This is a genomic window from Paenibacillus methanolicus (assembly GCF_008124765.1).
In the GTDB taxonomy this organism is placed as follows: Bacteria; Bacillota; Bacilli; order Paenibacillales; family Paenibacillaceae; genus Paenibacillus_Z; species Paenibacillus_Z methanolicus.
The window spans coordinates 568,726-592,711 of the sequence record NZ_VNHS01000002.1 but is presented as its reverse complement, the minus strand read 5'-3'; the positions used below and the strand labels follow the sequence as shown (position 1 = coordinate 592,711).

The 23,986-nt window shown below is 56.8% G+C and carries 25 protein-coding genes and 1 other RNA gene; 21 read left to right on the top strand and 5 right to left on the bottom strand.

What is annotated here, in order from left to right; genetic code table 11:
* The first annotated feature begins 32 nt into the window (after positions 1-32).
* The 5 genes from rpoD (at position 33) to rnpB (ending at position 4,431) form a co-directional block, all read left to right on the top strand.
* Complete coding sequence (gene rpoD / locus BCM02_RS07690; protein WP_148928466.1) at positions 33-1,163, top strand: RNA polymerase sigma factor RpoD; 1,131 nt, start codon at positions 33-35, stop codon at positions 1,161-1,163.
* Positions 1,164-1,243: 80 nt separating this feature from the next.
* Positions 1,244-2,071 carry a hypothetical protein gene (locus BCM02_RS07685; RefSeq protein WP_148928465.1) on the top strand — a complete coding sequence of 276 codons (828 nt, stop codon included), beginning with the start codon at positions 1,244-1,246 and terminating at the stop codon, positions 2,069-2,071.
* Positions 2,072-2,073: 2 nt separating this feature from the next.
* Positions 2,074-2,859 carry a tRNA (adenine(22)-N(1))-methyltransferase gene (locus BCM02_RS07680; RefSeq protein ID WP_246183255.1) on the top strand — a complete coding sequence of 262 codons (786 nt, stop codon included), beginning with the start codon at positions 2,074-2,076 and terminating at the stop codon, positions 2,857-2,859.
* Positions 2,826-3,947, top strand: coding sequence for a Nif3-like dinuclear metal center hexameric protein (locus BCM02_RS07675; RefSeq protein ID WP_148928464.1), 1,122 nt, complete (start codon positions 2,826-2,828; stop codon positions 3,945-3,947). Before BCM02_RS07680 ends, BCM02_RS07675 begins: the two co-directional genes overlap by 34 nt.
* Positions 3,948-4,027: 80 nt before the next feature.
* Positions 4,028-4,431, top strand: an RNA gene (rnpB, locus tag BCM02_RS07670) — RNase P RNA component class A.
* A 94-nt stretch (positions 4,432-4,525) separates the two neighbouring features.
* Here the strand turns inward: rnpB and BCM02_RS07665 are convergent.
* The gene (locus BCM02_RS07665) at positions 4,526-6,412 is read right to left on the bottom strand and encodes a S8 family peptidase (protein WP_148928463.1); all 1,887 of its coding nucleotides are present in this window, start codon (positions 6,410-6,412) and stop codon (positions 4,526-4,528) included.
* A 205-nt stretch (positions 6,413-6,617) separates the two neighbouring features.
* On the opposite strand from BCM02_RS07665, the gene BCM02_RS07660 reads away from it, so the two are divergent.
* From BCM02_RS07660 to thiI, 6 genes are all read left to right on the top strand, one after another.
* On the top strand, positions 6,618-7,118 hold the full coding sequence (locus BCM02_RS07660; protein WP_148928462.1) for a YpuI family protein: 501 nt from the start codon (positions 6,618-6,620) through the stop codon (positions 7,116-7,118).
* Between the two features lie 55 nt (positions 7,119-7,173).
* Positions 7,174-7,383: a DUF1540 domain-containing protein gene (locus BCM02_RS07655; RefSeq protein ID WP_148928461.1), complete on the top strand. Its 210-nt coding sequence runs from the start codon at positions 7,174-7,176 to the stop codon at positions 7,381-7,383.
* A 3-nt stretch (positions 7,384-7,386) separates the two neighbouring features.
* Positions 7,387-7,785, top strand: coding sequence for a hypothetical protein (locus tag BCM02_RS07650; RefSeq protein WP_148928460.1), 399 nt, complete (start codon positions 7,387-7,389; stop codon positions 7,783-7,785).
* Between the two features lie 144 nt (positions 7,786-7,929).
* Positions 7,930-8,667 carry a lytic transglycosylase domain-containing protein gene (locus tag BCM02_RS07645; RefSeq protein ID WP_148928459.1) on the top strand — a complete coding sequence of 246 codons (738 nt, stop codon included), beginning with the start codon at positions 7,930-7,932 and terminating at the stop codon, positions 8,665-8,667.
* 218 nt (positions 8,668-8,885) lie between these two features.
* A complete protein-coding gene (locus BCM02_RS07640) occupies positions 8,886-10,076 on the top strand; it encodes a cysteine desulfurase family protein (RefSeq protein WP_148928458.1) in 1,191 nt (396 codons plus the stop codon).
* A complete protein-coding gene (gene thiI / locus BCM02_RS07635; protein ID WP_148928755.1) occupies positions 10,076-11,296 on the top strand; it encodes a tRNA uracil 4-sulfurtransferase ThiI in 1,221 nt (406 codons plus the stop codon). Before BCM02_RS07640 ends, thiI begins: the two co-directional genes overlap by 1 nt.
* A gap of 34 nt (positions 11,297-11,330) precedes the next feature.
* Here the strand turns inward: thiI and BCM02_RS07630 are convergent, their stop codons facing one another.
* Complete coding sequence (locus BCM02_RS07630; protein ID WP_148928457.1) at positions 11,331-12,032, bottom strand: TerC family protein; 702 nt, start codon at positions 12,030-12,032, stop codon at positions 11,331-11,333.
* A gap of 145 nt (positions 12,033-12,177) precedes the next feature.
* Between BCM02_RS07630 and BCM02_RS07625 the strand changes: the two genes are divergently transcribed.
* The 7 genes from BCM02_RS07625 (at position 12,178) to BCM02_RS07595 (ending at position 17,656) form a co-directional block, all read left to right on the top strand.
* Positions 12,178-12,840, top strand: coding sequence for a TerC family protein (locus BCM02_RS07625; RefSeq protein ID WP_246183254.1), 663 nt, complete (start codon positions 12,178-12,180; stop codon positions 12,838-12,840).
* A gap of 216 nt (positions 12,841-13,056) precedes the next feature.
* Positions 13,057-13,539 (top strand): hypothetical protein, encoded by a 483-nt coding sequence (locus BCM02_RS07620; RefSeq protein ID WP_148928455.1) that lies wholly within the window; start codon positions 13,057-13,059, stop codon positions 13,537-13,539.
* Between the two features lie 48 nt (positions 13,540-13,587).
* Positions 13,588-15,429, top strand: a complete 1,842-nt coding sequence (gene typA / locus BCM02_RS07615; protein WP_148928454.1) for a translational GTPase TypA — start codon at positions 13,588-13,590, stop codon at positions 15,427-15,429.
* A gap of 113 nt (positions 15,430-15,542) precedes the next feature.
* Positions 15,543-15,872, top strand: a complete 330-nt coding sequence (locus BCM02_RS07610; RefSeq protein WP_148928453.1) for a YlaH-like family protein — start codon at positions 15,543-15,545, stop codon at positions 15,870-15,872.
* A gap of 60 nt (positions 15,873-15,932) precedes the next feature.
* Complete coding sequence (locus tag BCM02_RS07605; RefSeq protein ID WP_148928452.1) at positions 15,933-16,205, top strand: hypothetical protein; 273 nt, start codon at positions 15,933-15,935, stop codon at positions 16,203-16,205.
* 15 nt (positions 16,206-16,220) lie between these two features.
* The gene (locus tag BCM02_RS07600; RefSeq protein WP_246183253.1) at positions 16,221-17,252 is read left to right on the top strand and encodes an LCP family protein; all 1,032 of its coding nucleotides are present in this window, start codon (positions 16,221-16,223) and stop codon (positions 17,250-17,252) included.
* An 80-nt stretch (positions 17,253-17,332) separates the two neighbouring features.
* Positions 17,333-17,656 (top strand): hypothetical protein, encoded by a 324-nt coding sequence (locus BCM02_RS07595; protein WP_148928451.1) that lies wholly within the window; start codon positions 17,333-17,335, stop codon positions 17,654-17,656.
* Between the two features lie 31 nt (positions 17,657-17,687).
* Here the strand turns inward: BCM02_RS07595 and BCM02_RS07590 are convergent, their stop codons facing one another.
* Entirely contained in the window at positions 17,688-18,263 is a 576-nt protein-coding gene (locus BCM02_RS07590; RefSeq protein ID WP_246183252.1) for a YhcN/YlaJ family sporulation lipoprotein, read from the bottom strand.
* Between the two features lie 86 nt (positions 18,264-18,349).
* On the opposite strand from BCM02_RS07590, the gene BCM02_RS07585 reads away from it, so the two are divergent.
* Together BCM02_RS07585 and BCM02_RS07580 are read left to right on the top strand one after the other, a co-directional pair.
* Positions 18,350-19,681 carry a PhoH family protein gene (locus BCM02_RS07585; protein ID WP_148928450.1) on the top strand — a complete coding sequence of 444 codons (1,332 nt, stop codon included), beginning with the start codon at positions 18,350-18,352 and terminating at the stop codon, positions 19,679-19,681.
* A 267-nt stretch (positions 19,682-19,948) separates the two neighbouring features.
* Positions 19,949-21,217, top strand: coding sequence for an ABC transporter substrate-binding protein (locus BCM02_RS07580; protein WP_187434061.1), 1,269 nt, complete (start codon positions 19,949-19,951; stop codon positions 21,215-21,217).
* A gap of 5 nt (positions 21,218-21,222) precedes the next feature.
* Here BCM02_RS07580 and BCM02_RS07575 read toward each other — a convergent pair whose 3' ends face one another.
* Complete coding sequence (locus tag BCM02_RS07575) at positions 21,223-22,311, bottom strand: coiled-coil domain-containing protein (RefSeq protein ID WP_148928448.1); 1,089 nt, start codon at positions 22,309-22,311, stop codon at positions 21,223-21,225.
* 159 nt (positions 22,312-22,470) lie between these two features.
* Between BCM02_RS07575 and BCM02_RS07570 the strand changes: the two genes are divergently transcribed.
* The gene (locus tag BCM02_RS07570; protein WP_148928447.1) at positions 22,471-23,589 is read left to right on the top strand and encodes a class I SAM-dependent methyltransferase; all 1,119 of its coding nucleotides are present in this window, start codon (positions 22,471-22,473) and stop codon (positions 23,587-23,589) included.
* 59 nt (positions 23,590-23,648) lie between these two features.
* On the opposite strand, the gene BCM02_RS07565 is transcribed toward BCM02_RS07570, so the two are convergent.
* Complete coding sequence (locus BCM02_RS07565) at positions 23,649-23,885, bottom strand: DUF2626 domain-containing protein (RefSeq protein WP_148928446.1); 237 nt, start codon at positions 23,883-23,885, stop codon at positions 23,649-23,651.
* Positions 23,886-23,986 lie beyond the last annotated feature (101 nt).

Sequence of the window (23,986 nt, the reverse complement as noted above, 5' to 3'; positions counted from 1 at the left end):
GCTTATATTTCTAGGGGGGAGGGAGTCGTATTATGGCGAACGATCAACATACTGAATTGGATGCTGAACAGAAGCTGGATCTTGTCAAGGAACAGCTGATTGAACAGGGGAAGAAAAGATCCACTTTAACGTACAAAGATATCATGGAGAAGCTTTCCCCGTTTGATCAAGATCCGGAACAAATCGACGAGTTCTTCGAGCAGCTCGACGATCACGGCATTGAAGTGGTAAATGAGAGCGACGAAGATCACCGCCCGAGCATTGGGGGGGACGACCAAGAACGCGAGCATGACGACTTCAATTTCGATGACGATTTGGCACTCCCGCCAGGCATCAAAATCAATGATCCGGTACGGATGTATTTGAAAGAAATCGGCCGCGTGCCGCTGCTCTCCGCCGACGACGAGGTCGAACTCGCGAAGCGGATCGAGCATGGCGACGAAGAAGCGAAGCGCCGTCTGGCCGAAGCCAACCTTCGTCTGGTCGTCAGTATCGCCAAGCGCTATGTCGGCCGCGGCATGCTGTTCCTTGATCTGATTCAGGAAGGCAACATGGGCCTGATCAAGGCGGTCGAGAAGTTCGACCACACGAAAGGCTATAAATTCAGTACGTATGCGACATGGTGGATTCGCCAAGCGATCACGCGTGCCATTGCGGACCAAGCGCGCACGATCCGGATTCCCGTTCATATGGTCGAGACGATCAACAAACTCGTACGCGTATCCAGACAACTGCTGCAGGAGCTCGGCCGCGAGCCAAGCCCGGAAGAAATCGCGCAGGAGATGGACCTGTCCACCGAGAAGGTACGCGAAATTATGAAAATCGCGCAGGAGCCGGTATCGCTGGAGACGCCGATCGGCGAAGAAGACGATTCGCATCTGGGAGATTTCATTGAAGACCAGGAGGCGCTCGCGCCAGCCGATGCGGCCGCTTACGAGCTGCTGAAAGAACAACTGGAGGATGTGCTCGATACGCTTACGGAGCGCGAGGAGAATGTGCTTCGCCTGCGGTTCGGACTGGATGACGGCAGAACCCGCACGCTGGAGGAAGTCGGCAAAGTGTTCGGCGTTACGCGCGAACGGATTCGCCAGATTGAAGCGAAAGCGCTGCGTAAGCTGCGTCACCCGAGCCGGAGCAAACGACTGAAAGATTTCCTGGAATAATCGAAAGGGGACCCCTCTGCATGCAAGCAGCGAGGTCCCTTTTCCTTCAAGGGCAGCGCTAACACGAGGGGAAGACTTACATGGATCAGGAGCGTCGTAAAACGATCATTCGGGAAATCGAGCATTGGCAGCGGAGCAAGCTGCTCCCGGAGCATTACTGCGATTTTCTGCTCAACTTGTATCTCGAGACGGGAGAAGTGAAGGAACCCGTCTATTTATCGGGCAAAGCGGTGAAGGCCATTAAAACGGCTTCCGGGCTTAGTTGGCTCCTTGCTTTTGGCATTTTTTCCTTGATCTGTTTCGTTGTACTTCATTTTAACGCTTTTCACCCTCTATTGCAAATTGGGGTAACGGCCTCGTTTGTCCTCATTTTATTGCTGCTTGGCCAACGTTTTCGGGATAAAAACGAGGCGGCCGGCATCGGATTGATCGGGGTCGGGATGCTGCTTATGCTCGGCGCCGGTATCTATATGCTGCAGCTCCATGGGCTGGAGAAGTGGGGCTGGCAGGTCGGTTGGCTCGGCATCTGCTCGTTGTTCTGGGTGGCGGTCGGCATATTCGCGCGCATTCCGCTGCTGCATCTGGGAGGATGGATCGCGTCGTTCCTTGTTTACGGCCTGCTGATTTCCCGCAACGCGAACGATCCGCAGTGGTACGAGGTGCAAATTTTCTGGCTGCCGCTGTCGATCGTGTTCGGCTGGTGCAGCTGGTTTTTCCATCGATGGTCCAAGAGCATCGCCGCGGTCCTGTTGGCGACCGCCGCGATCGTGTGGCTGATGCCGGAGCTGTATACGGCGGTATTCATGGAGGAGCAAGGCTGGTTTCAAATACAATTAATCGTTAAAATCGTGGTGGAAGGCGGATTGCTCTTCGCCTTGCGAAAAAAATGGATTGCGTGGGTTGCATAAGCATGATGAAGTTATCGAAACGATTGCAAACAATCGCGGATCGGGTCACGCCCGGTTCGCGCACGGCGGATATCGGCTCCGATCATGCGCTGCTGCCGGTCTATCTCGTCCAGAGCGGCAGAGTGCCGTCCGCTATTGCGGGCGAACTGAATGCGGGGCCTTACCAAGCGGCATGCAAAGCGGCGGCAAGCGCCGGGCTGACTGCCGTTATTTCGGTGCGCCAAGGCGACGGCTTGTCCGTACTTCAGCCTTGCGAGGCTGATACGGTGACGATCGCGGGAATGGGCGGCAGTCTCATGGCCGATATCTTGGAAGCCGGTAGGGTCGCCGGCAAGTTGGAAGGCGTCCGCGAACTCGTGCTTCAGCCGAACGTGGGCGAGGAATTCGTTCGCCGCTGGCTAGTGCGGCATGGCTGGACGTTGACGGACGAGACGGTGCTTGAAGAGGATGGCCGGTTCTATGAAGTGCTGCACGCCGTGTTATCGCCGTCCGCGGACGTTGAGAACGCGGGTCTATATGATCCGGCTTTCTTGAGCAAGCTCGATTCGGAATCGGCGATGTGGACGGACTGGCTCTACCGCATGGGGCCGCATTTGCTCCGGAAGCCTACCGGTATTCTCCATAAGAAGTGGGAGCTGGAAATCGGGAAGCTGGAGCGGATCCTTGCGCAGATGGCTGGCTCGGATACGCCGGACGCTCGCGCGAAGGAAGCCGCATTCAGGATAGAGATCGCTCAAATCCAGGAGGTGCTCGCATGTACGCCAACGGACAAACCGTCATCCAATTAATGGAGCAGCTGGCTCCGAAACATTACGCGGTGGAGAATGACCGGATCGGCCTTCAGCTGGGCACGCTGCAGAAGGACATCACGAAAGTGCTGATCGCGCTAGACGTGACCGACGAAGTGGTCGAGGAAGCGATTCGAATCGGCGCGGAGCTGATTATCGCCCACCATGCGATTATTTATCGTCCTCTGGCCAAGCTCGATACGTCCACGCCGGCCGGCAAGCTCTACGAGAAGCTCATTAAACACGATATCGCGGTGTATATCTCGCACACGAACCTCGATGTAACCGAAGGCGGCATCAATGATTGGATGGCCGATATGCTCGGCATCGACGCTGAGAAGCGCGCGGCGCTCGAAGACGTACATACGGACAAGTTGAATAAGCTGGTCGTATTCGTACCGCAGGATCATCACGAGCAGGTGCTGCAGGCGCTATGGAAAGCAGGAGCGGGCGAGATCGGCAATTATAGCTGCTGCAGCTTCAACATCGAAGGCACGGGCACGTTCGTCCCCGGCGACGGGACCGATCCGTTCATCGGCGAGCAGGGCACGCTTGCGCGCGTCGCGGAGATGCGCATCGAGACGATCGTGCCGCAAAGCGTGCAGAAGCGCGTCGTGCAGGCGATGTTGAAGGCTCACCCCTACGAGGAAGTCGCGTACGACCTTTATCCGATGGATTTGAAAGGCCGTACATTCGGCCTTGGCCGGGTCGGAAAATTGGCGGAATCGACCACGCTTGGCGAGTTCGCGGATCGCGTCAAGAAGGCGTTCGACGTCCCGGCGGTTCGCACCGTGGGCGAGTCGGGGCAAGCGGTCCGCAAAGTCGCGGTGCTGGGCGGCTCCGGCGCGCGGTACGTCCGCCACGCGCTGTTCGCTGGCGCGGATGTGCTCGTCACCGGCGATATCGATTACCATACCGCGCACGACGCGTTGGCTGCTGGGCTTGCGATCGTCGATCCCGGCCATAACATCGAGAAAATCATGAAGCCTCGCGTGGCCGAATGGCTAGGCAAACAATTGGCTGCGCGCAAATACGCGACCGTGGCGGTGGCCTCGGACATCTCGACCGAGGTGTTCCGTTTCGTGTAGTTGGCATAGGATAGGCGGTTCCGCCAATCGTTACCCGCTTGAGCTTCGCCACCATTCCGTGTATACTAGCTAAGCACCGGAAAGTTTGACAGACAATCGCTGGCGGCTTCGGCCGCGAGAGGAAAGTCCGGGCTCCATAGGGCAGGATGCTGGATAACGTCCAGTCGGCGCGAGCCGAAGGATAGTGCCACAGAAATGGACCGCCGATGGCCGGCCGCAAGGCTGGCACAGGCAAGGGTGGAACCGTGGTGTAAGAGACCACGAGCGCCGTTGGCGACAACGGGGCTGGTAAACCCCATCTGGAGCAAGACCGAGAGAACGCAGCGCGTTTACGCGCGCCCTTGCCCGGGGAGCGTTCGGGTGTGTCGCTTGAGCGTGTCAGCAATGGCAGGCCTAGATAGATGATTGTCGCTTCAATGGTGGGAGGGTTGTTCCCGTTCGGACCACCGGAAGAACAGAACCCGGCTTACGGCAAACTTTCCGTAACACAATTAAACAGAACAAGGCTGCCCGCTTCCGAAGGAACCCTTCGGCGACGCGGACAGCCTTTTTTGCATGCATCCGATTATTTCATGCTGCTACCCGTGCTTAGGACTCGAACCGTTCTCCGCGCTCAACTGAGCGAGCCGACGCTCCACCATTTGCGGGAACCGCTGCAGCGATACGGCCGTTTCTTTCGCGGCTTTCAGGGCGCGGACGATGTCGATTTGCCCGTAGCCGAAGTACTGGTCTTTCCCTGGGTCTCCCAGGTCCTTGGCGGTGTTGCGCATAATATCCATGACTTCCACGTTCGTCAGCTCCGGATTGAGCGATCGAATCAAGCCGGCAAGCGCCGCGACATGCGGACTCGCCATCGACGTGCCGGATAATGCGGCATACTGGCTGCCCGGATAGGTGCTGGCAATGCTCGCGCCCGGCGCGGCAACATCAATATAATCGCCGTAGTTGGAGAAGGACGACTTGGCCCCGTCCGGATCGGTCGACGCGACGGCGAGCACTTCCGGATAAGCGGCCGGATAGCCCGGTCGAATCGTATTGTCATTGCCGCTGGCGGCGATGAGGACGACGTCGTGGTCATAGGCGTATTTAATCGCGTCGTGCAAGAACTCGGCTTCGGCATAGTTGCCCAGGCTCATATTTATCACTCTGGCCCCGTTGTCCGTGGCCCAGATGATGCCTTCCGCCACCGAATACGTCGATCCTGCGCCGCTTGAATCGAGCACTTTGACCGGCAAAATTTTATTGAACCAAGAGATGCCCGCGACGCCTTCGTTATTGTTCACGTTCGCGGCGATAATGCCGGCGACGTGCGTGCCATGACCGACGTCGTCGTCGGGCGGCGAGTCCGGCGTCACCATATTGTTGCCTTCGGCCAGCTTGCCGGCAAGATCGGGATGATCCAATTGCACGCCAGTATCGAGCACGCCGATCAGTACGCCGGAACCTTTAGAGACGCTCCAGCCTTTCTCGGCTTCAATGGAAGGCAGATTCCATTGATAATCCGAATACAGCACGTCGTTCGGCACGATGGAACGATTCGCGTTGTCGGCCGTATCATTGGTTAAATACAAATAATGCGGCTCGACATACAGCGGATCCCAGTTTTTCTTAAGATACGCCATCATATCTTCGGTCAGCTTCTGAGAAGAGCGTATGACGTACGTATAGCCGAGCTTGCGGATGAACTGCGCCTCGAGATCTCGCTTGATTCGGGCAAGGTCGTCTTCGGTTGGCGTTTGACGGAATTTGACCACGACTTCGTTAATATGGTAATGGCTCGCATTGCCGTTGTCCTCGCCGCTGTCGACCGTCGTGTCCTGCATCGTATTCGGTTTAACCGACTCGATTTTGTATTTGCCCTCGGCCGGGTAAGGAACGAGCCTTAAGTTGCGGCGTTGGTGCATGCCGATGTTGTTGACCAAGTCTTGACGAATGATGCCGACGATGCCGTCGCCCTTCATGCGATAGCTCGGGACGGTCATGACGACGTAACGATGTCCGCCCGGTTCGATCGTGTTCGAGTGGTATTCTTTGCCTTGTTGCAGATGGAGCCGCGCGGTAGCGAGCGCTTCGCGCATGTCGGGAAACTGCGCGTAAGGGACGACGCCCCGCGTCGTCGTGTCGCCGTGTTGCAGCCATTGCACGTAGACCATCTGTTTATGCATTTCCATCATGTGGCGCAAATGCTCGGATTTCGCTTTTCCTTTGGTCGATGAAGTCATCAGCTTGCGGAAATTGATGCCGCATTCGCTCGAGCACAACATCGCCGTCGCTTTCATGTCTTCCTGAACCGTGCGGATTTTCATCGAGTGCTCGCGGTGCGCGTTCAGCGTTTTGACTTGATCGGCCTGCAGCCCCTTCAGTTTGCCGTCGTTGTCCGTAGGCGCGCCGAACCAAGGCGTGATCGGAATGAGGAAAGCAACGGCCGCGGCCGCGGCGAACCAGCCTATCCATTTGCGTCGCATGCGTAATCAGGCTCCTTTATCCCTATAATGTGATGGAAAATGAACTCGAAGCCGTCCTGATCGGTTTCGTTCACGCTTAACATTCAGCCCAGACCATGAAATTATACGGTTATCCGGCGCAAACGGGAGTACCATCCCCCAGCATTTTGTGGTACTATGTTGTTGCCTTGAAGTTTTGTTTTGGAGAATGAAAGGGGATCTACCTATGCCATCGACAAACGTGAAACCGCTCAGCGAATCAACCAGGGAGAAACTGAAGCAAGCGATTGGCCAATTGGAAACGTTCTTGAACGCACACGCGCTTCCACAGCTTGCCGCAGAAGATGAAAGCAATGAAGCAGAGCTTTTTTATAAAGGGTTGCTATCCGACCTTCGTCATCTTCTCGTATTCTCGGAAGTGGCCGTCGAGAAGCTCGGCGTTGCGCTGAGACGTCCAACGTTTGATATCGAGTTTGCCGAACGCGCGTTGTACGAAGTGTATCATCAATCCGTGAATGCCTTTTTCTATCCGAAGAACGAATGCTACTCCGAAGACGGACGCTATGCATATACGGGTCAAGACGCGATCCGATTCCGCAGCAAGCCGGTACGGCCTGCGCGCGATATCGTGCTTTCCGTTTCCAAAATTTACGAAGAGCTGCGCGACGACCTCGCTTATTATGAGAACGACTACATGACGGCACGCAGAATGCAAGGGCAAAAATAAACAGTCATAACGCACCCCCGCATCAGGGCAACTTGATGACGGGGGTGATTTATTTATGCCGAATGGCGTAAGCTGCAGCGTGTCCAACTGTTCATTCTGGGGTCGGGGCAATCAGTGCAACGCGAATGAGATCCATGTGGAGATCGACCGGCATGCGCATTCCGATTTTGGCGCGGAGATGGCGGAGGAAGGCTTCCTGCATCACGACAAGGCGGCGGATTCCGCGACGACGTGCTGCCATACCTTTAAGCCGAAGGGGGAATAGCGGATGGAACGCGATCGAACACGGGAATACAGCCCATATGACGATACGGAGACGTGCCCGCATATGGAGCGGTGCGACCACGCGGACAAGAATGCCTTCAAGGAAGAAATGGCGGCTGAACTCGCCGTGCCGGTGACCGGTCTGAACAGGTCGTCCCGCAGCCGGGAAGAAAGCGCGCGCGCGACGCGTTCCGCCGGCAGGGCAGCAGGTTGGACGGGCTTGATCATCGCGATCATGTCGTGGTTCGTTTGGCCGGTGCTGCTGGGTCTTTCCGCCGCATTCATCGGATTCGTCGCTTTTCGTCAAGGCAGCCGGGGGCTCGGCATTTGGTCGATAACGCTGGGACTCATCGCGGCGGCTTCCTATCTCGTCCTCATTCCTCTATATTATGCGTTAACCTGAATGAAGGCCGGTGGGGATACCCGCCGGCTTTTCCATATAAAAAAAGACCGATACGACTAGCGGACAAGCGCGAAAAAATGTAGAATAAGGACAGACTTTGTCATCATCCATATCGCTGACATACCGATCAGAGGGGGCGAAATAATGAATATCGATCCGCGCGTGCTCAAGACGCTGCTTCAACTTCAAATGTCGACGAACCTGAACGCAAACGGGGCTAACGCGACCGGCGCGTCCGATAATGCATCCATGTTTAATGCGGTGCTTCAGCAACTGATGTCGAGCTCCGACAACAGCGCCGCGCTATCCGCCTTGTCGGACGCGGGGGCGCTGAACAACGAGTCGACCTCTGCGATGTTTCTACAGCCGCTCGTAGCCGCATCTTACGGAAGCTCCTCGGCGTTGCAGGGAGTCTCGGACATTGGCGGCACGGAGTTGAGCTCGGCCCCGGTATCCGCCGGCTCGAACGCGGCGTATGACGATCTCATTAATCAGGCAGGTGCGAAGCACGGCGTATCGCCGTCGCTAATTAAAGCGGTCATCGACACCGAGTCCTCGTTCAATGCCAATGCAGAGTCCCATGCGGGGGCGAAAGGCTTGATGCAGCTGATGGACGGAACGGCTAGAGGCCTCGGCGTAACGGATTCCTTCGATCCGCAGCAGAATATCGAAGGCGGAACGAAGTTTTTGGCGTATTTGTTGGAGAAGTATGACGGCAACGAGAAAGCGGCGTTAGCGGCTTATAATGCGGGTCCGGGACGAGTCGACCGCGCCGGCATTAAGACGAACGAAGACTTCACGGCGCAAATGGGCAATTTGCCGAAAGAAACGCAGAAATACGTCGGCAAGGTACTCGGCGCATTGAACGAATATACGGCGTAAGGATTAGAGTCCGAGTAAGCAGGAGGATCACGTCAGCCGCGCAGCGCGCCAAGTTCGCGTCATGCGCCGGAACGTGGTCTTTCTTTATTTTTTATAATATATGAGTTTTATAAGTTTCACGCTTATAAATGATCTCATATTTCACCGGAATGAAACGCGCTGCGCCTCCAGAGGATGGCGATAGCCGTTTCACCTTGCATAAGGGAGGGGATCCATCCATGCATTACTTCGATCATTGCGCCTCCACGCCCCCCAAGAAAGAAGTCGTCCGCACGATGGCGGAAGTCATGGAACGGCATTACGCGAATCCGTCTTCGCTGCACCGGGCGGGGCTGGAGTCGGCGAAGCTGCTGGCTAGGGCGCGAGCCGTGATCGCGGATGCCTTCGGCACCGGGGCGAATCACTGGACGTTCACGTCCGGCGGAACGGAGAGCAACAACATGGCTATCCTCGGCGCGGCGCGGCAAAATAAAGGAAGAGGCCGGCATCTCGTGACGACCCGCATCGAGCATGCATCGGTCTATGAAGCTTTCGCCGCGCTGGAAGCGGAAGGGTTCCGGGTGACGTATTTGCCGGCGAACGAGGATGGTGGCGTAGATGCGGAGCAGGTGGAAGCGGCGCTTGCCGACGACACGATTTTGGTGAGCGTCATGCACGTGAACAACGAAACGGGCGCGGTTCAGCCGATCGAAGAGATTGGGAAGCTGCTCCGCGGCCGCAGACGGACGCTTTTCCATGTAGACGGGGTGCAGAGCGCCGGCAAACTCCCGGTCCTTCTCCAGGAATGGGGCATTGACTTATTCACCGCCTCCGCGCACAAAATCGGCGGGCCTCGCGGCTGCGGCTTGCTGTACGCCGCAGAAGGCGTCGCCCTCGCTCCGATTCTTGCCGGCGGAGGCCAAGAGAGCGGGAGACGGCCGGGGACGGAGAACGTCCCCGCGATCGTGGCCACGGCCAAAGCATTCCGCATGACGATGGAGGAGCAACCCGAACGGTTCCGGAAGATGAGCGAATTGCGACGGCGGTTGGTCGGCTTTCTGAATGACATTCCCCAGCTTCGGCTATCGGGAAGGGATGCCGTGCTGGACGAGTCGGGCAGGATCGTCATGGCCCCGCATATCGTGCATTTCTCCTACCCCGGCATGAAGCCGGAAGTCGTGATTCACATGCTGGAGGAACGAGGGTTCCTCGTATCGACCCAATCGGCCTGCTCCTCCAAGAGCAGCAAGCCTAGCCGGGTGCTCGAGGCGATGGGGATGCCGCGAGCCGTCGCTGCAAGCGGCATCCGGGTGAGCTTCGGCGACGAGCATGACGAGCAAGCGGTCGAAGGCCTCGGGCGCGCGCTCCGGGATACGGTAGCGGCGCTCTCGCCGCTCGAACGCAAGGAAGGAAGGATTGAAACCACATGATGGTACCCGACATGATATTGATTCGTTTTGGCGAGTTTACGATAAAAGGACGCAACCGCAAGCAATTCGAGAAGCGAATGGTGGAGCAGGTGCGGCGCGTCGTCGCGCCTTTCCCGGCAGCGAAGCTGATCCAGACGTTCGGCAGGCTGTATATCCAGCTGAACGGCGAATCTTACGAAGCGGTAGCGGTCAAGCTGAAGCACGTCTTCGGCATCGTCTCCTTCTCGCCGGTACGACATGCGGAGATGGACTTAGAGGCCATTCGCGCCGCCGCGCTGGACGTCATGCGCGCGCAGCCGACGGAGCCGCGCACGTTCAAGGTGTCCGTCCGCCGGGTCGTGAAGACGTTTCCGCACGATTCGCAGGAGATGAATCGTCTCGTCGGCGGCCACGTGCTCCGAGCCATGCCCGATTTGAAGGTAGACGTGCGTAAGCCGGAGGTACATCTGCGGGTCGAGTTGCAGCCGGAAGGGGCGTTCGTCTTCAGCGACGTCGTGCCCGCGGCAGGCGGCTTCCCGTATGGCACGAACGGCAAGGCGATGCTCATGCTGTCCGGGGGCATCGACAGCCCGGTAGCCGGCTATCTAGCCATGCGCAAAGGACTGGAGATCGAAGCGGTCCATTTCCACAGCTATCCGTTCACGAGCGAGCAGGCTAAGGAGAAGGTCATCACGCTCGCCCGCAGGTTGTCCGAGATTAGCGGCGCGACGCTGAAGCTGCACCTGGTGCAGTTTACGGATATCCAGACTTCCTTCACGCAGTGCAACCAGGACCATCTGATCATCACGCTGATGCGTCGTTCGATGCTGCGGATCGGGCAGCTGTTGGCGGAGAAGAACGAGGCGCTCGGCATCGTGACGGGGGATAGCTTGGGGCAGGTCGCAAGCCAGACGCTCGGCAGCATGAACGTCATCGGACGAGATATCGATCTGCCGCTGCTGCGCCCTTTGATCATGACGGACAAGCAGGAGATCATTAATCTCGCGGAGGAGATCGGCACGTACGAGACGTCTATTCTGCCGTACGAGGATTGCTGCACGCTGTTCGTCCCGAGGTCGCCAAGCACGAATCCGAACCTGAACGTCGTGCGGAAAGTCGAATCGTTCGTGCCTAATCTGGCGGGAATGATTGAAGAAGCCGTGCGCGGGACGGAGACGATGCTGATCAAGCCGGACGATCTGTCGCAGGCGCACAAGACGGGCGAGGAAGACTGGTTCTAAAAGACGGCTGTAAAGCAAAAAGAAGCAGAGGACCCTAGTGGGTTTCTCTGCTTCTTTCTGCTGCGCGCTTCGCGCTCGCGTTGTTCTTCCAAAGACCTGAAGCGATGATGATGATGACGATCAGTATCATGAACGACCAGCGGAACAGTTCGTTCGCGTCGAAGAACGACGCAATCTTCTGTTCGTGCGTAATCATCTTCGCCGCGGTGTAGGCGAGGACGGCCGAGCCGACGTACACGATCCAAGGGAAACGCCCGATCAACTTGATGAAAAGCGTGCTGCCCCAAACGACGATCGGAATGCTGATAATGAGCCCCAGCACGACGAGCAGGTAGTCGCCATGCGCGGCGCCGGCGACGGCAATGACGTTGTCCAGACCCATCGCGGCATCCGCGATAATGATCGTGCGCACCGATTGCCACAGCGTATTGCCGGCCTTGATATTGTCGCCATGGTTGGCATCGTCCACCAGCAGTTTGTATGCGATCCACAACAGCAGGATGCCGCCCGCGAGCAAAAGCCAAGGAATATCGAGCAGGTATACGACGAGCATCGTCGCGACGGCGCGAATGCCGACCGCGCCGACAGTACCCCAGATGACCGCTTGCTTCTGCTGATGTTTCGGCAAGTTCCGCGCGGCCAGACCGATGACGATCGCGTTATCGCCCGCAAGAATCAGGTCGATGAACACGATGGTGAGCAAGGCCGAGAAAAACTCTAATGAGAATAATTCCAACTTCTATTGCCCCTTTCTTCTACATCTACATAGACTACAATAATTACGGCATAAGTCCAAGAGAGATTCAAAAAAAAATTTGGGACATATCCCTCCCCGGCCGGACATACAAGTTACATATAATCCTTTTATGCGGGAGGTTCCCTTGGACAGCCTTGTAACGTTTATTGAGATTGTGTTTATCAACGTCCTGTTAAGCGGCGATAACGCGGTCGTCATCGCGCTGGCCGCCCAGCAGCTGCCGAAGGAACAACGCAAGAAAGCGGTGTGGTGGGGAGCCGGGGCAGCGGTCGCGCTGCGCTGCTTGCTGACCTTGGTTGCGATTACGCTCCTCGAGCTGCCTTTTATCCAAATCGCCGGCGCGCTGATGCTGTTCGTCATCGCGGTCAAGCTGGTGACGGACGCGGCGGGCGGCCATCTCGAGGACGATGCCAAGCAGGTGCGCAAAGCCGGTTCGCTCGGACAAGCCGTGCGAACGATCATCGCGGCGGACTTTATTATGAGTTTAGATAACGTGCTGGCCGTCGCGGCCGTTGCAGAGGGCGAGCCGGTACTTATTCTGCTCGGAATCGGGCTCAGCATTCCGATGATCATTTGGGGAAGCCAGCTGCTCAGCAAGCTGCTCGTCAAATTTCCGCTCCTCGTTTATTTGGGCGGCGGTCTGCTTGGTTTCGCGGCGGGCGAAATGCTCGTGCACGATCCGGTGCTGCTTCCGCACCTTGCCCAGCTGCGCACGCTGGAGCACGCGATACCGGTTCTATGCGTGCCGCTCGTCATCATTGTCGCATTGCTTCGTCTTCGCAGATGAAGCGGTGCGTCTTTTTTTGTGGCGAAAAAGATCGAACCGTACTGGTTTTTTGCCTTCCGTTCCATTAAACTATAGGAATGACAAGAAGAAACGGCTTACGACCGGTACTTGCATGGGTTTGGATGTTTCTGCCTTTGGGGAATATAAGCCGTGTATAAGCAGATGTCTTATACGTTCTTATATTGTTAATATCGCGTCGAGAGAAGGGAAGCTTGCATGTCGAGAAATAATTACGCGATCGGCATCGTCTTTTTGATCGCCGGAGCGGTTATTTTGCTCGGGAAGCTGGGGTTGTTCGCGTTTATCGGAACGAATTTCTGGCCGCTGTTCGTTCTGATCCCCGGTATTTTGCTGCACGTGCTGTTTTTCGGCCGCATTTTGCCGACAGTCGCGCTTATTCCCGGGGCCATTCTAACGGTCAGCGCCTTGATCTTTTTCTTCTGCATCGCATTCGGATGGCACCATATGCAGGTCTTATGGCCGCTATTGGTGTTCGGAGGCGCCGTCGGCTTGTACGAGTATCATCTGTTTGAAATGTCCCATCCTAAGGTGCCGCTTACGGCGGCCATCATTTTGGCGCTGGTATCCATCTCGTTCTTCGTCATCATGCTGTTCTGGGGCTGGGGGCTTTATTTGATCGCGGCAGCGCTGATTGTGGTCGGCGCATGGCTTGTCGCGGGTCGGAGAACGCGCTGGTAGTCGGATTTTAGAAGTAAGCAAACTTTAACATTTGGAGTGGATTAGAACATGCAAGCAAGAGAAAACATTCGGAACATCGCCATCATCGCGCACGTTGACCATGGCAAAACAACGCTCGTCGATAAGCTGCTGCAGCAGTCCGGGACGTACCGGGACAACGAAGCGGTGCAGGAGAGAGCGATGGATTCGAATGACCTCGAACGCGAACGCGGCATTACGATTCTCGCGAAGAACACGGCGATTACCTACAAAGACTACCTGATCAACATCGTCGATACGCCGGGACACGCCGACTTCGGCGGCGAGGTAGAACGGATTATGAAAATGGTCGACGGCGTGCTGCTCGTGGTCGACGCGTTCGAAGGCTGTATGCCGCAAACGAAGTTCGTGCTTCGCAAAGCGCTCGAGCACCAGTTAACGCCGATCGTCGTCCTGAATAAGATCGACCGTCCGAACGCGCGTCCGACCGAAGTGGTTGACGAAGTGCTGGATCTGTTTATCGAGCTTGGCGCCAACGACGAGCAGTTGGAATTCCCGGTTGTGTACGCATCCGCGCTGATGGGCACGTCCAGCCTGGAACCCGAGAAGCAAGACGAGAACATGCAGGCGATGTACGAAACGATCGTCAGCCACATCCCTTCGCCAACGGAGAGCGTAGACGAGCCGCTGCAATACCTCGTTACGTTGCTTGATTATAACGAATACCTGGGCCGCATCGCGATCGGTCGCGTCAACCGCGGCAAGATCCGTCAAGGCCAATCGGTTGCGGTCATGACTCGCGAAGGCGCGACTAAGCAAGCGCGCATCGAGAAGCTGTTCGGCTTCCAAGGCTTGAAGCGGATCGAGATCGAAGAAGCGGGCGCGGGCGACATCGTCGCGGTCGCGGGCATCAGGGAAATCAACATCGGCGAGACAATTGCCGATCCGGCCAATCCGGAGGCGCTGCCGGTTCTGAAGATCGACGAGCCGACGCTCCAAATGACGTTCCTTGTTAACAATAGCCCATTCGCGGGTCGCGAAGGCAAATGGGTCACTTCCCGCAAGCTGCGCGAGCGCCTCTTCAAAGAGCTGGAGACGGATGTAGCGTTGCGCGTTGAAGAGACCGACAGCCCGGATGCATTCGTCGTCTCCGGACGCGGCGAGCTTCACCTGGGCATTCTTATCGAGAACATGCGCCGCGAGGGCTACGAGCTGCAAGTATCGAAGCCTGAAGTTATCATCAAGGAAATCGATGGTTCGAAGATGGAGCCTTACGAGCGCCTGATCATCGACGTTCCAGAGGAGAGCACAGGTTCTGTCATGGAGAGCCTTGGAACCCGCAAAGCCGAAATGGTGAACATGATCAACAACGGCACGGGACAAGTTCGCCTGGAATTCATTATTCCTGCGCGCGGTCTGATCGGCTACCGTACGCACTTCCTGACGCTGACGCGCGGCTACGGCATCATGAACCACGCGTTCGACAGCTACGGTCCGCTTGCGGGCGCATCGGTCGGCGGACGTCACCAAGGCGTGCTCGTATCTAGCGATAACGGGACAACGACGTTCTACGGTATGATGTCCGTGGAAGACCGTGGTCTTCTCTTCATGGAACCGGGGACAGAAGTGTATGAAGGCATGATCGTCGGCGAGCACAACCGCGATTCCGACATCATCGTCAACATCTGCAAAGAGAAACAGCTGACGAACATTCGCTCCGCGACGAAGGACGACACCGTTCGCCTCAAAACGCCGGTGTTGTTCTCCCTCGAGCAAGCGCTGGAATACTTGAATGACGACGAATATTGCGAAGTGACGCCGAAGTCGATCCGCCTTCGCAAGAAACTGTTGAACAAGTCCGAGCGCGAGCGTGCCGAGAAACAACGCAAAATGGCGCAATCCAACGCATAAGCATTGAAACTTTTGGCCTCGGGCCGTCGTCTAACAGATGGCAGCCCGGGGCCGATCAAATTTTCGCTGCGGCGTAAGCGCACGCGGCCGAAGACCCGAGAGGAGCGTCCAAGATGCAACAGTGGCTGCATGACCATCCCGTCATCTCTTATATTTTGATTTTCTGTTTTGTCGTGTACATCTTCAACAGCGTATTCCGTGCCCAGAAGCGGCTGCCGATTCTGAAGGAAATTCTCGTTCACGTCATCATGGCGATCGGTTCGTTCGTCCTGTGGATTTTACAGTACGATCTGCTCCCGATCATTCAGTGCATGGCGGTGGCGGTCGGCATGATGCTCATGCTGCGCGGTCGTCAGCTGTATGACAAGTGGAAGGGCAACGGCAAGACAGAGGCGAAGCCGGAAGCCCAGACAGGCGCGGCGGCGGAGAATAAACTCGGTTAGCATCAGCGTTTAGGCAATCGATGGCAAGGGAATTCTTCATGTCAGGGGGCCTTTCATCTCATGCGATTCGAAGATGCGTTATTTAACTGGCTGCAAATTCAAATGGTTGCGCAGGCGCGCCCGGACGATCGCGCCGCCGCCGATACGCTGGACTTCTTTCGCGGGCTGCTAAGAGAAGACCACGAGGTTACGGAAATACGGGTCGAGCGTGTCGACGATACGATGATACATATCCGCATCGAGCAAGGCGGACGTTCGAAGCTGCAGATGATCGACCGGTCGGCCGGCGAGCAGCTGCTCGCCGACATTAACTCGAACCCGAAATATAACTAACAAGGTGAAACGTACATGAGCAGTCAAAAAACGATGGATTCGCGAGGTTCTCGCAGGTCGGCTAAACCTCGAAAGCGGCGCGGCGCGGTTTTGTTCAAACGATTTATGGTACTGTTACTGCTTGTACTAGTCGGCATTGCGGGCTACTTGTACTATTTGTTCGACAAATCTAAGGACGCGCTGACAATGGCCACGGCCGACGCAGAGCCGGGGATCGTCGTGCCTGCGGAGGAATCCGTCAAGGTCAAGCCGGTCGGGATCATGCTGTTCGGCATGGATACCCGTAAGGAGACCGGAAGTCTCAATACGGACGTCATGATGGTGGCGGTCATGAACCCGACGACCAAATCGGCGGCCGTCGTGACCATCCCGCGCGATACCCGCATCGAGCTGGACGGTTACAAGAGCCGCAAAGCCAATTCGTATTATGCCAAATTCCGCGCCATCGCGATTGACGATGGATTAAGCGTCAAGGACGCCGAGAAGAAGGCCAAGCGCCAAGTGCGCGAGATGCTAGGCAAATATTTCGGCATCGACATCGCGTACACGGCGACGATCAACTTCCAAGGCTTCGTCGACGTCGTTGACGCTCTCGGAGGCGTGGAGGTCGATGTCGACATGGATATGCATTACGTCGATAACGCGGATGGGACGAAGATCGACCTGAAGCAAGGACACCAGCAGGTAAACGGGGACCAGGCGCTCGATTTCGTCCGCTACCGGAAGTCGAATGACGGCACCAACATGTCGAGCGATTTCGACCGCAATAAGCGGCAGAGCGAGGTCATCGGCGCGATCGCAGACCGGATGAAGTCCTTCTCCGGCGTGACGAAGCTCGGCAACGTCATCGAAGCGGTTGGCAATAACATGCGAATGGACATGCCGTCCAGCGAGGTGCAGAACTTAATCGAGACGTATTTCAAGATGGGCAAGAGCGACATTCAGTTCACGGCGCTGGAAGGCACGTGGCGGAGTCCGTATGTTTATGTCGACGATGAAAGTTTGCGTAAAGCAAAACAAATTCTTCAAGCGAAGATGGCGGAATGACTGTATTCGCCCGGAAGCCGCATATGCTATAATAAGCTCACCGTAGTATCCATGCTAATTCGCGCAAGGGGGCCATGCGGATGCCAGTAGTCATCGCGGCAATGATCGAAGCTCTATGCAACCATATGGATCGTGCTCTATCGATGGCTGCCGACGTTACCGCTTGCGGCACTCCGGAGGCGGTTGCATGGGCTGCTTCGGCAAGCGCCAACCTGCTGCGCGCTGCTTGCGGCGGAGCAATGCTTGTCCCGGGCGGCGACGGGGCGACAACTGAAGAGAAGAAGGCTGCAGACAAGCGTCCGGCAGCCATGTTTAAAAAGCCTAGTGAGCATTCACTAGGCTTTTTGCGTCCATCTAGCGGATTTTTCGTCGAATCCATCATACTTTCCCGCAAAGGACGATAGGATAAAACTTACAGCGCTTGTCTGAACGAGCCTACAGCGGCTTATTGATTTTCGGGGAGGCCTCTTCATGACCCCGCGTTCGCTCCGGCATCGTATCACGCGGCAGCTGCGGTACGATCCGGCCGATGATATCGGCCATCTCCTCGGCGAAACCGGCAACGGGACGGCCGCGATTCCAATCCGCCCGGACTTCCTGCAGCCGGTGAGCGAGATCCATATCCGCGGTGACGATGGCGTCAACGCCGTAAGGATCTTTGCGGAACGCCTCGGCTACCGCATATTTGAGCGTTCCGACGCGGGAGCGTTCCAGCTTGCCGTCCACATCGATGCCGACGACGGCCGTATTGCCCATCACGACGCAGTGAGCGCCTTTCACGCCTGGAATTTGCTTCGCGAGGAGCTCCAGATGCGCGGCCACTTGCTTCGGACTGCTGATCTCTTTTTTGCGCGGCGCCGTCTGCTGCGCACGGACGCGGTCATCATTTTGCGGAGAGGGTGATGTCTCATTGCGGGCGACCGTACCGCAACCTGTCGCCAGCAAGCAAAGGAGCATAGCCGCTACCAGCCATTTGCCCATAATCGCCACCTGACCTTTCCTTATTCGCATAACAGCTTGTTCCCGCATAGTTTGCCACACGGCAGGTTCTGCTATGTACGCCTTTGAATGAAATTCCAACGCCGGGAGGGCTCACGATGAAAAAAATATTCGTGCTCGATACCAACGTGCTGCTGCACGATCCGCAAGCCATTTTTGCGTTCGATGATAATGAAGTTGTTATCCCCGCGGTGGTGTTGGAAGAAATCGATTCAAAGAAAAGGCTCGCCGACGAGATCGGCCGCAATGCGCGCTCCGTCTCCAGATTGCTCGACGGCATGCGGGAGGACGGACATTTGCACGAAGGCATTCCGCTTCGGGGCGGAGGCGTGCTGCGCGTGGAGCTGAACCATCGCAGCTTTGTGCGCGTGCAGGAGATGTTCGGCGAGATGTCGAACGATAACCGGATTTTGGCGGTAGCGCTCAATTATTACTTGGAGGAGCAGGAGAAGACCGAGCCGCGGGACGTGGTGCTGGTCAGCAAGGATGTGCTTGTCCGGATCAAGGCGGACGTTCTCGGCTTGGACGCCCAGGATTATTTGTCCGACCGCATCGTTCAGCATTCCGAGGTGTACGGCGGATATGTGACGCTGTTCGTGCATCCGTCCGTGATCGACGAATTTTATACCTACCGATTTCTGGCGGTCAAGGCGCTGCAGCTGACGACGAAGCTGCATCCGAACGAATTTATCATCCTGCGGGATGAGATGGGCACGAGCAAATCGGCGCTGCTTAAAGTAAGCCAAGACGGAGCGAGGCTGGAACCGCTCTATCTGAGCAACGATCCCGTATGGGGCATTACCGCCCGCAACGCCCAGCAGCGGATGGCGTTGGAGCTGCTGCTCAACGACGACATCCCGCTCGTCACGCTGACGGGGAAGGCCGGGACGGGCAAAACGCTGCTTGCGCTCGCAGCCGGACTCTCCAAGGTCGAGGATGAGCATAAGTATAAAAAGCTGTTAATCGCGCGCCCGGTCGTGCCGATGGGCAAGGATATCGGTTATTTGCCGGGCGAGAAAGAGGAGAAACTGCGTCCGTGGATGCAGCCGATTTATGATAACTTGGAGTATTTGTTCGATACGAAGAAGTCGGGCGATATCGATAAAATTTTGATGGGACTCGGCAGCATCCAGGTGGAGGCGTTGACGTATATCCGCGGCCGTTCGATCCCGGGGCAGTTCATCATCATCGACGAAGCTCAGAACTTGAGTCGACACGAGGTGAAGACGATCGTATCGCGCGTCGGCGAAGGCAGCAAGATCGTTCTGATGGGCGATCCCGAGCAAATCGATCACCCGTACTTGGATGCGGTCAGCAACGGCTTGACGCATATTGTGGAGCGGTTCAAGCAAGAAAGCAGCAGCGGCCACATGACGCTTGAGAAAGGCGAGCGTTCGAAGCTGGCGCAGCTGGCTGCGGATCTGTTGTAGCTTGCCGGGTCATGGCCGAACGTCGATTATTACCCTGCTTCATATCCGCTGAATCGGGGTAATTCTTGTCTTCTCGACAAATGTTGCGACTGCATGTCAGCTTTGGCTTCGCAAGAGGGCTGCCGGCTCATCCGGCGGCCTTTCTTATGCGGCTGAGCTGCCAATAAGAGAAGATGAGCGGGTTAAACGCGGCGCAAATCGCACGCGACAAGGCTATTAAATGTTGTTACAATACGGGTAAGCCAAATGTGGGAAAGGAAGGAAAAAGTGTCACGCAGAAAAGTAGTGATCATGCTTCTCGGCGTATTTACTGCCTCTGTAGCACTCTTATTTCCGATGTTCGCCGAGCAAGGGCTACGAGACGCGCCGTCGCAGGACGAACCGAACGCCAAACAACAAGCGCAGCTGGACAAGACGTGGACGCCCGTCGTCCGCATTCGCGTCGAAGTGTCGATGACCGAATCGGAATTCGAGGGGTGGAGAATGCGCAACGAACGGTTCAACGCGAATCAGCGGGAGGTCGAAGCGGAGCTCGTTAACCAGACCCGCGAGCCGATGGACGCATGGCAGCGACAAGCTCAGCTTGGACAAGCGGGCGACATTTACATGATGGATAATGGCATGGTGGAAGCGTTCGCGGTACAAGGTTATTTACGTCCTTTGGATGATTATTATACGGGTGAACGTGCGGGCGAAATTTTGAAAGCGTTCACAGGATCTTTGCTATGGAACGGCTCCTTGTGGGGCGTGCCGCTCGACGGCGATCCGGCGCTGCTCGTCTGGAACAAGGAACTTATGCAGCGCGGCGGCCATCCTGAACCGCCTTCGCAGTGGCCGGCGTTCACGGAGCTGGCGGAGAAGCTGGTCGGCATCGATCCGGATCTCGCTTCGCTGCGCGTGCCGATTCAGGACGGCAGGCTGATGCTAGCGTGGCTGAGCGCGTTCGAGGCGGACCGCGGCGGCGCGGAGAAGTTGAAGCCGCTGAGCGCGGAGGAAGCGAATCGCGTGCGTTATCTTGCCGCGATCCCCCCTGCCGATGTTCTGCCTTACGGCCCGGGCGAGCTGGAGGAGCGCTTCCGTTCGAACAAGCTGCTTGCCGCCCCGCTTACCTGGTCGGAGTATGTGAAGCTGACGCCTGATGTGCGGAGGAAGCTCGTGCTCGGCCTAGGGAGAAGCCCGGCTTGGACGGGAGGTAGGAGCTTCGTCGTCTCTTCGCTCACGACGGAGCCGGAAGCGGCTCTCGCTTGGATTAAAGCGATGACCGAACCGAGCGAGCAACTGAGCAGCTATGCAGCGGACGGCAGGCTGCCGGCCGAGAAGACGCTGTACCGGTCCGTATACGATAACGGGGATGCCGCCACGCGGCCGCCGCAGGAGGCTTTATTGTGGCTGGAACGCGAGGGGCAGACGCCAGACCCGTTGTGGTGGGCGCGTCTGGAGCGCTGGCTGCGTCATTGGTCGCATGCGCAAACAGCCCCGTTCACGGCGAACGAGGCGGAGCGCTTGATCCAGTCCTGGAATCAGAACGCCGAATAACCGGTCTAGAGATGGATCGATAATTTGATGATGAGGTTGCCGTCTTTCACTTGCACGGAGTCGGCTCTTAGGAACGAAACGATTTTTTGCGGATAGAAGCCCAAATCGAATTCCTTCTGCAGCGATTGACGCGTCGTATCCGGCAGCGCGAGCCCGTTGAACAACAATTCGTCGACGTGGAAGTATATGCCGTTCTTCGGTTCGTTCTCGACCGTATAATGACCGCTGAGCTCAACCTCCAGCCCGTCGCGTTGGCCGGCCACGGTGACGACGTCGTCGCCGAACCGGAAGACGAGCGACTGGAATAACTCGTTCTGCTCGCGCAGAAATTCGTTCAGTTTGTCTTCCGGAATCGTCATCGTGTAGTTGAACCCGTCGATGGCGAGCATGTCCTTGTTCTCCTGCACCCAAGACGGGATGTTTTTCATCGCTTGCGACAAGGCTTTGAAATAACGCTTCACTTCATAGAAGCCGACGTTCTTCCAGAAGTTCGTCATTTCATCGATCAAGAGGCGCAGCTTCTCCTCGTCGGATCGACCGCTTAGGTTGGCATCGACGTCTTGCTGAAGCGCCACCAGGCGCTCGCGCTGCGCGCGAAGCTGGAATTCGATATCGGCAAGCTGGTTCGTCTCGTTCTCGAGCGTACCGACCGTTTTCTTGATCTGCTGATACTGGCCGGCATAGGCATGAAGCGATTTGCGATCGCTGGCAAACAGGACGTCGAAATAATCGAGCGTCGCCAGCAGCTTGTCCAGCGTCTTGGAGGAGACGAGCGCCGTCAACAGGAAATCGCGGTCGCCCATATAATAAGCGCGCAGGACGCGGCCGGCATCCTCCCGTCGCGCGGCGATCGAAGATTCCTGTCTAACGAGCGCTTCGCGCGAAGCATCCAGCTTCTCGGCGACCTCCGTCTTTTGTTCCGCGATGCGGGCGATCTCTTTATCGAGCTCGACGACCGACAGGCTCTTCTCCAGCAGTCGGCGGATATCCTCCTCTTCTTGGGGAGCCGCGACGATCGGGAAGACGGATAACCATAGGGCGGCGGCGCCGATCGCGGCTGCGCTCAGGCCGCGCCGGATAGTTCCACTTGGCACTGAAGGGAGATCTCCTTTCTTTTGCGAGTCGGTACGAATAGGACGGCGTACCGCCGTTTCACCTTGCCGGATCATGTTGGACTACTATATGCTTGCAATCTTTCTATTATATCTTGATTTGGCATTTTTGTCCGGTCGAATGGGAGGAGTCTGGCTTGGATGGGAATCGCGGAACGGATCGCGGCGGGCATGAAGATGCAGGATGTCAAGGGGCGGAAGTGTATAACCTTTCACGATTATATGGCGCTCTGTCTGTATGATCCGGAATATGGCTATTATCGGCAGGGGAATATTCGGGTGGGGCGGAATGGCGATTTCTATACGAGCTCGTCGATTGGCACCATCATGGGCGAGAAGATTGCGGCTTGCTTGGCGGAATGGCAGGCGCGATTCGGAGGCAGAGCGGATGCCGCCGAATGGGGGGCTGGTACGGGCATGCTCTCCAAGCATATTTTGCAGGAATTGGCGAAGTGCGATCCTGCGGAAAGCGATGCGATGCGCTATGCGTTAATCGATGATTCACCGGTGCATTTGGCCGCCGCAAGAAGGCTGCTGGATTCGTTTTCAGGCTCGGATCGCTTGTGTCTTCTGACGGCGGATCAAGGCTGGGCAGGCTTATGGCGTCGAGGCGGTCCGCTCATGATCGTCGCCAACGAACTGTTGGACGCCATGCCGGTTCATCGCGTCCTTATGAAGGAGGATCGGCTGTGGGAAATCGGCGTAACGCTGACGGATCGTCCCGAAGCGCCTTATGCGGAGACGCTGCTGCCGCCAAGCGATCCGCAAATCACGCGGGTGTTGGAATGCGACGGCATCGCGCTTCGCGAAGGGCAGCAGGCGGAAGTGAATCTGAATGCCGAACGCTGGATCGCAAGGATCGGAGAGCAAATGGAAGAAGGCGTGCTTATTCTCATCGATTACGGCCATGACGCGGAGGAGTTGACCGCCGGACACCGGATGAACGGAACGCTACTCTGTTACGCCGGCCACTTGGCGCATGACGATCCGTACGCGCGGCCCGGCGAACAGGACATCACGGCGCACGTCAACTTTACCGCTTGCCGTCGGGCGGCGGAAGCGGCCGGTTTCCGGGCGCATTATTATGCGACCCAGAAGCAGTTTCTGCTGGACTACGGCGTTCTGGATGACTTGACGGCCCATGCCGGCGTCGATCCGTTCGGACCGGCAGCCAGGCGGAACCGCGCCATCCGGCAGCTGCTCCTGAGCGACGGAATGAGCGAGACGTTCAAAGTGATGGTGCTGCATAAAGGTACATGAAAAAAAGGCTGTTCCGGGAAGCTTGTCTGCCCGGAACAGCCTTTTTATGTATGCGGATCTTAGAACGGATTACCCATCACGAAGATGGTCCAATAGGAGAAGCCTACGAACGTAACCACCATATATCCCCAGAACATTAATACGTATGTTCGTTCGGAAAAGTTCAAGTAGCCTAAAAGGACGAAAACGGCTGTTTGGATAAAGAACAAGAGCGCCATCTCCATCATGTCGCCAGCGAACGCCATCAGACCGATGATCAGCGTCCAGAATCCGAGCACCCGAAACATGCGTGCCATGTGATACAAATCCCCCTCTCGTCAGTCTCGACCAGATTTCTATTGCCCATTATAACGTTTCGTCAAACCAGTGTAAACATTCATCCACGAAGAAATGGCAA

Excerpts from the sequence above, each read along its gene's own strand:
- rpoD (WP_148928466.1), top strand. The coding sequence starts at position 33 with ATGGCGAACGATCAACATACTGAATTGGATGCTGAACAGAAGCTGGAT.
- BCM02_RS07685 (WP_148928465.1), top strand. The coding sequence starts at position 1,244 with ATGGATCAGGAGCGTCGTAAAACGATCATTCGGGAAATCGAGCATTGG.
- BCM02_RS07680 (WP_246183255.1), top strand. The coding sequence starts at position 2,074 with ATGATGAAGTTATCGAAACGATTGCAAACAATCGCGGATCGGGTCACG.
- BCM02_RS07675 (WP_148928464.1), top strand. The coding sequence starts at position 2,826 with ATGTACGCCAACGGACAAACCGTCATCCAATTAATGGAGCAGCTGGCT.
- BCM02_RS07665 (WP_148928463.1), bottom strand. The coding sequence starts at position 6,412 with ATGCGACGCAAATGGATAGGCTGGTTCGCCGCGGCCGCGGCCGTTGCT.
- BCM02_RS07660 (WP_148928462.1), top strand. The coding sequence starts at position 6,618 with ATGCCATCGACAAACGTGAAACCGCTCAGCGAATCAACCAGGGAGAAA.
- BCM02_RS07655 (WP_148928461.1), top strand. The coding sequence starts at position 7,174 with ATGCCGAATGGCGTAAGCTGCAGCGTGTCCAACTGTTCATTCTGGGGT.
- BCM02_RS07650 (WP_148928460.1), top strand. The coding sequence starts at position 7,387 with ATGGAACGCGATCGAACACGGGAATACAGCCCATATGACGATACGGAG.
- BCM02_RS07645 (WP_148928459.1), top strand. The coding sequence starts at position 7,930 with ATGAATATCGATCCGCGCGTGCTCAAGACGCTGCTTCAACTTCAAATG.
- BCM02_RS07640 (WP_148928458.1), top strand. The coding sequence starts at position 8,886 with ATGCATTACTTCGATCATTGCGCCTCCACGCCCCCCAAGAAAGAAGTC.
- thiI (WP_148928755.1), top strand. The coding sequence starts at position 10,076 with ATGGTACCCGACATGATATTGATTCGTTTTGGCGAGTTTACGATAAAA.
- BCM02_RS07620 (WP_148928455.1), top strand. The coding sequence starts at position 13,057 with ATGTCGAGAAATAATTACGCGATCGGCATCGTCTTTTTGATCGCCGGA.
- typA (WP_148928454.1), top strand. The coding sequence starts at position 13,588 with ATGCAAGCAAGAGAAAACATTCGGAACATCGCCATCATCGCGCACGTT.
- BCM02_RS07610 (WP_148928453.1), top strand. The coding sequence starts at position 15,543 with ATGCAACAGTGGCTGCATGACCATCCCGTCATCTCTTATATTTTGATT.
- BCM02_RS07605 (WP_148928452.1), top strand. The coding sequence starts at position 15,933 with ATGCGATTCGAAGATGCGTTATTTAACTGGCTGCAAATTCAAATGGTT.
- BCM02_RS07600 (WP_246183253.1), top strand. The coding sequence starts at position 16,221 with ATGAGCAGTCAAAAAACGATGGATTCGCGAGGTTCTCGCAGGTCGGCT.
- BCM02_RS07595 (WP_148928451.1), top strand. The coding sequence starts at position 17,333 with ATGCCAGTAGTCATCGCGGCAATGATCGAAGCTCTATGCAACCATATG.
- BCM02_RS07590 (WP_246183252.1), bottom strand. The coding sequence starts at position 18,263 with ATGCGAATAAGGAAAGGTCAGGTGGCGATTATGGGCAAATGGCTGGTA.
- BCM02_RS07585 (WP_148928450.1), top strand. The coding sequence starts at position 18,350 with ATGAAAAAAATATTCGTGCTCGATACCAACGTGCTGCTGCACGATCCG.
- BCM02_RS07570 (WP_148928447.1), top strand. The coding sequence starts at position 22,471 with ATGGGAATCGCGGAACGGATCGCGGCGGGCATGAAGATGCAGGATGTC.
- BCM02_RS07565 (WP_148928446.1), bottom strand. The coding sequence starts at position 23,885 with ATGGCACGCATGTTTCGGGTGCTCGGATTCTGGACGCTGATCATCGGT.